Here is a 7419-nt window from a genome sequence, read left to right as displayed (position 1 = left end):
GGACTCAGCTCCCCTCCCCCCAGGCCGAGAAGCAGTCCCGGATCGCCTGTTCGGCCGGGCGGCCGACAAATGACTCGTGCCGGTCCCGCAGCGGGTCCGCAGTGGCCGGGTTGACGTGAAAATCCACCCGCCACCAGTAGAGACCGGCCAGGGCACGTTCGCGGGCCAGCTGGCAGGCGGCGACAAACCAGCGTTTCTGGAGCTCGGGAATCACGGGCATACCGTCGGTCTGCGGAGTAGCCGGGTGCCGGTAGATGCCGGGCTGTGCGGCTGCCCCCACCTCGTACAGCATCACCTGTGGCATGACGCCAGGCGCCTTCTGGTTCAACCACCTGTTCCAGGCGGTGGCCAACTCCGCCACCGAGGCGTCGTCACCCAGCGGAAGCTCCGGATAGGCGTCCACGCCGACGCGATCCACCGGCATCCGAACCCGGGTGCGAACGAACACGTCCCAGTTGAACGCGTACGCGATCTCACCGGTGAACACCGTCCGGGTATACGCGGCCAGATTCCCCCAGCGTGGGTCGCCCTCCAGCGAATTGAGTTCGGTACCAAGGACGACCGTATTGAGGTGGTGCTGTTCAGCCAACGCCAGATAGGGAGCGAGGAAGCCACGGTACGAGGCGAACCAGGCATCCCTGCTGATCGGGTTGATGGTACCGCGCCAATCCCGTGGGTTGGCCGCGACCAGGGACTTCTCGTCGAGGGTCGGGCGCAGGGTGATCCGCAGTCCCTCCCGCGCCGCCTCGTCCAGGAGAATGCCGAGCCGTTCCGGTGCGGGCGTACCCCGGGCAGCGTGAACCGTACTGGACCTGACAGCGTCGGTGAAGAACGGAAAGGAAATACTTATCGCGTTGGCATCCAGGTCCACGATGTAGTCGACGATCCGCGCCGCCTTGAGAGCCACTGCCTGAGCGGATTCGTCGGGGTTGTCATCCCAGTAGACCTGTACGCCGAGTTCGGGCCGGCCCGGCCGCCAGGGAAAGGCAATCCGAGGGCCCGGGACGACGGCTGGGCCGTCCGCATTCCCGGCCGCGGCAGCCAGTGTGGCCGGCCGGAACGAGGGAGTGCGGTCGGCGGACGCGGACGCACAAGCGGTCGCCACGGTGAGCCCGACCAGTACGACAAGCAGCGCCGCCACAGCGCGCACCCTGCTCGCGACAATCACATCGGCTTCGCGATCACGGTGAAGGTCGATTCGCCATTACGCAGAAAACGCACCAGCCCCCGGAGCACGGCCACCGCCTCCAGCAGAGAGAAAACCGGCATGAGAAGCACTAGGCAGACAGGCTCCCACCACAGCCGCCGTCGGATCTGCGCCGAGGCCAGCGCGTTAATCTTCATTCCCTCCCAGTACAACCAGACGCTGTAAGCCATGTTGAGCGCCCATATCGGCAGAACCACGGCACTGGCCGGCGAGGTGTCGGTATCACCCAGAAGGGCGCCGATCAATATGATCAAACCGAGATGCTGCATCGGCCCGGACGCCCATATGATGACATTGTGTAGGAGGAGTAACCGGCGGCGCAGCGGGATGGAGCGTTTGGCCGAAAGCATGAACAGGCCCCACGCCCACCGTTCCCGTTGGCGAACGAAGTCGGCCACGCTTGCCGGTGACGCACCGTAGGAGCGGCCCGGGAACCAGTCACTGCGCCGCGGGTACCGGTCACAGAAACGCAGCGCGAATTCGGCGTCCTCGACGATGGACTGGGAGCCGAAGTCCCAGCCGATCTCGGCCTCGATGGAGGCTCGCACCAGCAGGAGTTCCCCGTGGAGCCCGGCGCGCGGCATGCCACGACCGGTGGTGGCCGCGAACATGCTGATGTCACAACCGGGGCGGACGGCGTCGGCCAACCAGAGCAACGGGTTCACCGCATGTTCCCGGGGATAGCTGAGCACGCCCTGGGCGAGATGCCGGGCATTCTCGCCAGCCAGCCACTGCGCGTTGATGAACCGGGCCACGGCCTCGGTGGTGTCGGGACCGACACCGGTGTCGTCGTCCATGTGCAGCACCCACACGTCATCACGGGCCTCGCCCTCGGCGCAGCGGACCTCGTTGACGTAGTGGTTCGCGCGGGCTTTGAATCGGGTGCCGTTGGGCGTGCGGTAACCGCGCGGTACCGTGATGATCCGGATTCGTGCAGTCACCGCAGCTAGTCTGGCGATCTGTTCGCGGGCCTCGCACCCCTCCTCGATCACCACGTCCACCCGCAGGTTCGGGAAGTATGCGGGTAGATAGCGACAGAACGAGGCGACCGCCCGTTCCAGGGCGGGATAGGTGTCGTGCCGCCCGATGGTGGGGACGACCACCACCAGCAGGTCGTAAACCATAGCCGCGGTAGGCGGCAGCCTTCGGTCCCGACGGAGACGGGCTGTCGTGAGCAGACCGCCGGACAGGCCCAGGAGCGTACCGCTGATGGGCACAGTCCAGACCACGGTGGCAATCCAACCGAGGAAACCGAAACCGGAGTCGCGGGCCCAGGCCCACCATCCGAAGGCAGAAAAGATCAAAAAGACGATCAGGAACACGGCGTAACCAGGGCGCCATGCCCCCGCCTGCCGCTCCCGAGGCAACGTAAGCGGAGTCGTTTCGGGTTCAGACCAGCTCGGCTCAGGTTCAGACCAGCTCGGCTCGGATGGAAGCGGAGTCGTCCCCGGCTCGTCGGGATAGGTCAATAGCGGGGATACCCGGTACATGACCAACTGATGTGACGTTGTCACCCGACTCCCCCGAACGTGAGACCAATCACGGCCTTCGGAGAATACGCCCCTAAGACCGGACACGTCGCATTGGCCGTCCCACCAGCCATGGGCGGCTCCCCCAGCAGCCGTCTTCACGTCCTGTTACTGCGGATGGCTCTCACGGCGGCTCATGGCCGCTCATGGTCGCTCATGACCGGCAGACATCCGCCCGGCATGGTCCGCGAGAAGGGCTGCCGTAGTCGACGGGTTGACCACGCGAAGGCCGTCATAGTCGGCATAGTGGGATCCATCGTCATTGCGACCGGTGAGGATCCAAAAGTTGTCCCCGTCGCCGTCGAACCGCTCGACCGCGTCCGTCCACGCCCGGTAGATCGCATTACGGGTCGCTTCGTCGGCTCGCCAGCCGAACTCCTCGAGCACCGCCGGCTTCTTGGCCCTGCGGGCGTCGCGGATATGGTCACGGATCCACTGAATGCCCCAGTCCGGGGTCATATCACCCCAGCGTTGCGGATACAGGTGAAACGTACCGTAGTCCACGGCAGGCAATGCGATGAGCCGACGCCAGGTCACCCCTTCATGATCGGAATATGGGTGGGATGGCTCGTCGGCCCGACCGTAGAAGCCCTCATCGCCCACGGCGACCAGCTGGCGTGGCGCCAGTCCCTTCACATAGCGGCTCATCTCCTCGACCCAGGCGACCAGCGTGTCACCAGATGTGTCGGACGGGCAGCGAGGCTCGTTCGCCAGCTCCCACGCCATGATTGTCGGGTCGGCGTCGTACCGCAGCCCGGTGTACCGATTCCGCCGGCCGATCACATGCCCCACCCAGGCCTGATAGCAGTTCCTGATGTCACGGCGCCGGAAGAAGTCGTCGTGCTCGGCCGAGAACCAGGTGGCGTACTGCGGTATCCCGCCGAAATCACTCCAGTTGTTCGTCAGCACGATCACGAGGCGGAGCCCGAGCTGGCCGGCCCTGAACACGGCGTGATCCAGGTGCTCGAAACCGTCCTCGTCATAGGTGAAGGGCGCCGGCTGGAGCACGACCCCGTCGGCCGCGGAACCGTCGAGGAAACCCCAGCAGCGCACCACCCGCAGCCCCATCGACCGGGCGTCCGTGAGCACGCGGTCGGTCATGCGACGACCCTTGTAGTGGAGGTAGTAGTTGTTCGTGCCACCGAAGCGGAACCGGCGGCCGTCGACGGTGAAGCAGCTACGGCTCGCGGTGCCGCTACGACTTGCGGTGCCGCCACGGCTCACGGTGACGAACGCGCGGGGGCCGTACCCACCGGCTGCCGGTCCGGCCGAGGCCGCTCCAGCCTGCGGATCCGTTCGATCATGGTCCATGGCGACCTCCTGCTGTCGGGCCGGGGCCACGGCCGATAAGGATGCGGACGACCTCGGGAAACAGCAGACTTCCATAGACGAACAGCGGCACCGAATCCGCTGATACCGGCGTCAACCGGGTGGCGCCGGCCACGGACGCTTGGGATGGACGGGCATTGGCAGGCGGCATCGACGATCTCTCCGACGGCAGCGGGACGGGGATGACACCCATGGTGAACGATCGTCGCGGTGGCGGCCCACCGCTCTCCGGCGGGCTTGGCGCACAGGCACCGACGTGCGAATGACCAGACGTTCGTCTGCGGATGTGCGCCCGCCAGGGCGCCAGCCGTGGCGGTTGGGCCTGCGCCGGCAGTGGCCGAGCGCCACCGACGTCCGCCAGGTCGGGTCGGAGCCGGACTACCGTTTCACACTGGCCAACGAACGGACATTTCTCGCCTGGATCCGAACCGCGCTGGCGCTGTTGGCAGGCGGTGTCGCGGTCGTGCAGGTCGTGCCGGACTTCGGTTTCCCCGGCAGCCGTCACGTCCTCGGCGTCACGCTCGTCATCATGAGCATCGTCATCTCCACGACCAGCTACCGGCACTGGGCGGACGTGGAACGCGCCCTGCGGCTCGGGCGGCCGCTGCCCCCGTCGCAGGTACCCCGCCTGCTGGGTGTCGTGATCACATTGGTGAGCCTGATCGCCCTGGCATCCATCCTGTACAGCTCCGGAGGTGCAGGTCGATGACCCGGCCCGCCGTCGGGCACCCCGACGAGATACCCGACCCGGGGCTGCAGAGCGAACGCACCTACCTCGCCTGGCAGCGCACCGGCCTGTCCTTCGCCGCCGTCGGCGTGTTTCTCGTGCACGCAACACACCACCTGGGTCACCTGGGCCCGTTGGGCCGCCTGGGCGCCGGGCTTCCCGGGATCCTCGGGCTGGCAACCGGTGCGGTGATCATGCTGCGTGGACTCCTCCGCTACCGGCAGGCCGTCGCCGGTGCACGTACGGGTGCAGATATGGGTGGGCCCGGCGTATCGGCGCCGACCGCGGTCGGCGCAGTCGCGGCCGCCGCGAGCCTGGTCGCCGTCGGCGGGCTCCTCGTCCTGCTGGCGGGTGCCTTTTAGAGCGCCCGGCAACAGGGGACGCGGCGTCGCGGGGCCGGGGCACGCACCTCGCCGCGCTTTCGCACGCCGGTCTCACGCCGGTCACACAGCTCAATCGTTCGATTCGCACGACCGTGCGGTCCGATGGAGGGACGATTTCGGTGAAAGGACGGTGCCGATGATGCGCGGTACACCAATGGGGACCAGAATGCGCTGGGCGGTCCGGCACGGCGCGGCGCGGGCCGTGATACGCACAGCCCAGCGTCGGGGTGATCAGCACACGCTCCTACTCACCGATCCGACGCTTCGTGCCGACCCGTTCCCGCTGTACGACGAGATGCGCTCGCAGGGCGCTTTCACATCCGGACGGTTGGCAATGATGACTGTCAGCCACCAGGCCGCGGCTGCCGTCCTGCGCGGTGAGCAGTTCCGGGTCGGGTTCGACGGCTCGGCGCTTCCTCGGCTCCTGCGCATGGTGTGGGCCGCATCCCGCGATGAAAGGGTCAACGGCCCGCTCAACCCGCCGTCGTTGCTCGCCGTCGACCCGCCCGACCACACTCGCTATCGCAGACTCGTGTCGAAGGTGTTCACGCCCCGAGCGATCGAGAACCTGCGTGGACGTATCGAGGAGACCGCCGACGAGCTCCTCGACGACATGGCGGGCGCGGCCGGGGTCGACCTCGTCGGCCGCTACGCCAGCCTGTTGCCGGTCACGGTGATAGCCGAAATCCTCGGCATTCCGGCCGATATGCGCGCACAGTTGCTGGCCTGGGGCACCGCGGCGGCACCGAGTCTCGACATCGGCCTGTCCTACCCGGAGTACCGGCATGCGGAGAATGCGCTCCGGGATATCAACACCTGGCTGCACGGGCATTTCGAACGCCTGCGCCGCAACCCGGGCGACAATCTGCTCAGCAAGCTGGTCCTCGCCGTCGACGAAGGCCAGCGACTGAACGAGACGGAATTGACCGCGACCGCACAACTACTGCTCGCAGCAGGCTTCGAGACGACCGCCAACCTGCTCGGAAACGGCACCGTCCTGCTGCTGAGCCATCCCGAGCAACAGACGCTCCTGCGCGATGACCCGGGCCTGTGGCCCAATGCCGTCGAGGAGATCCTGCGGTACGAATCACCAGTACAAATCGCCGCCCGATTCGCGCACGAGGACACCGAGATCTGCGGTGTTCCGATACAGGCCGACCAACTGGTGGCTGTCTTTCTCGGCGGCGTCAACCGGGACCCGGCCATTTTCACCGATCCCCACTCTTTCGACGTCCGGCGAGCCAACGCCCGAGAACATCTGGCCTTCTCCAACGGCATCCACTACTGCCTCGGTGCCGCGCTCGCCCGCCTCGAAGGTGAGATCGGCCTTCGTAAGCTGTTCGAGCGGTATCCGGATCTGGCGTTCGCCGACGAGCCCCGCCGACGGCAGACCCGGGTCCTACGCGGGTACGCGGCGATACCGGTTACCCCGGAGAGCAGAACTCACCCGCCCGTCGGCGCCACCGAAAACTGACCGTGCGCACACGTCAGTCACGGAAGTGGATGGCACACCGGCTCTCAGGCGAAGCGCCCCTGGCCGCGGGCTTCTCCCGCGGTCGCTTCGGTACGCGTTTGTGCCTCGGTACGCGCATGCGCTTCGGTACGCGCATGTGTACGGGTGGCTTCGCTAACTGCGGGGGCGCCGAATCCGGTGGACGGGAACATGTCCAGCGCCGCAAGCTCGCGCCGGACACCCCGCATCCGGGTAGCCATTGCAATCTTCGTCAGCCCGGTGGCCAGTGCCGCAAGACTCACCCAGAGAACCAGCAGGGTGAGGGAGCGGTTCGGATAGGCGGCGGCCCAGAAGGCAACCCCGATCTCGAACGCGCCGACGATCAGCGGCATCCACCACTGTGCGGTTCCGCGAAGTTCTGTCGTGCGAAGTTCTGTCGTGCGCAGCTCGGCGCGGCGCGCGACGAAGGCGTTCACAACATCGTAAATACCCTTGCCCAACAGGTACCAGGCTACGATCCGGGCCACCACCGTGAAGGTCGGATCCGGCCAGGCCAACGCGACCACGCCACCGGCGACAAAGAGCACCGCGAGCAGGGCGTGTGACCAGCGCCAGTCCCGTGCTGTCGCAGTCGTGGCGAGCAACTCACTCACTGCACTGACAAGCAGGACGACACCCAGTAGTACCGCGATGGACCGTTCGGTCGTCAGATCGAACTGGATCATCGCCAGGGCGAACAAGGCCCAGGCGATCCCCACAGCGAGGACGAGCCACCACGGAACGCCTCCAGC

The 7419-nt window shown here is 66.7% G+C and carries 7 protein-coding genes; 3 read left to right on the top strand and 4 right to left on the bottom strand.

Annotated features, from left to right (window positions below; genetic code table 11):
- Positions 1-4 precede the first annotated feature (4 nt).
- The 3 genes from U9980_RS13515 to U9980_RS13505 form a co-directional block, all read right to left on the bottom strand.
- Positions 5-1141 (bottom strand): glycoside hydrolase family 113, encoded by a 1137-nt coding sequence (locus U9980_RS13515; protein WP_322750621.1) that lies wholly within the window; start codon positions 1139-1141, stop codon positions 5-7.
- Positions 1142-1164: 23 nt separating this feature from the next.
- Positions 1165-2529 carry a glycosyltransferase family 2 protein gene (locus U9980_RS13510; RefSeq protein ID WP_322768229.1) on the bottom strand — a complete coding sequence of 455 codons (1365 nt, stop codon included), beginning with the start codon at positions 2527-2529 and terminating at the stop codon, positions 1165-1167.
- Between the two features lie 351 nt (positions 2530-2880).
- Positions 2881-4047 (bottom strand): glycoside hydrolase 5 family protein, encoded by a 1167-nt coding sequence (locus tag U9980_RS13505; protein ID WP_322768228.1) that lies wholly within the window; start codon positions 4045-4047, stop codon positions 2881-2883.
- 280 nt (positions 4048-4327) lie between these two features.
- On the opposite strand from U9980_RS13505, the gene U9980_RS13500 reads away from it, so the two are divergent.
- From U9980_RS13500 to U9980_RS13490, 3 genes are all read left to right on the top strand, one after another.
- The gene (locus tag U9980_RS13500; protein ID WP_322768227.1) at positions 4328-4774 is read left to right on the top strand and encodes a YidH family protein; all 447 of its coding nucleotides are present in this window, start codon (positions 4328-4330) and stop codon (positions 4772-4774) included.
- Complete coding sequence (locus U9980_RS13495) at positions 4771-5154, top strand: DUF202 domain-containing protein (protein ID WP_322768226.1); 384 nt, start codon at positions 4771-4773, stop codon at positions 5152-5154. The genes U9980_RS13500 and U9980_RS13495 overlap by 4 nt, the downstream gene beginning before the upstream one ends.
- Positions 5155-5311: 157 nt before the next feature.
- On the top strand, positions 5312-6649 hold the full coding sequence (locus U9980_RS13490) for a cytochrome P450 (RefSeq protein ID WP_322768225.1): 1338 nt from the start codon (positions 5312-5314) through the stop codon (positions 6647-6649).
- Positions 6650-6693: 44 nt separating this feature from the next.
- On the opposite strand, the gene U9980_RS13485 is transcribed toward U9980_RS13490, so the two are convergent.
- A partial coding sequence (locus U9980_RS13485; RefSeq protein ID WP_322768224.1) for an HdeD family acid-resistance protein occupies positions 6694-7419 on the bottom strand: 726 nt, incomplete at its 5' end.

The sequence above is a fragment of the Protofrankia sp. Cr1 genome, assembly GCF_963555865.1.
Lineage (GTDB): Bacteria > Actinomycetota > Actinomycetes > Frankiales > Frankiaceae > Protofrankia.
Note: the sequence above shows the minus strand (reverse complement) of the source record. Positions and strands in the feature narration are given on the sequence as shown.

Bases quoted from the DNA above. Each gene is read 5' to 3' on its own strand.
- U9980_RS13495 (WP_322768226.1), top strand. From the start codon at position 4,771: ATGACCCGGCCCGCCGTCGGGCACCCCGACGAGATACCCGACCCGGGG.
- U9980_RS13490 (WP_322768225.1), top strand. From the start codon at position 5,312: ATGATGCGCGGTACACCAATGGGGACCAGAATGCGCTGGGCGGTCCGG.
- U9980_RS13505 (WP_322768228.1), bottom strand. From the start codon at position 4,047: ATGGACCATGATCGAACGGATCCGCAGGCTGGAGCGGCCTCGGCCGGA.
- U9980_RS13500 (WP_322768227.1), top strand. From the start codon at position 4,328: ATGACCAGACGTTCGTCTGCGGATGTGCGCCCGCCAGGGCGCCAGCCG.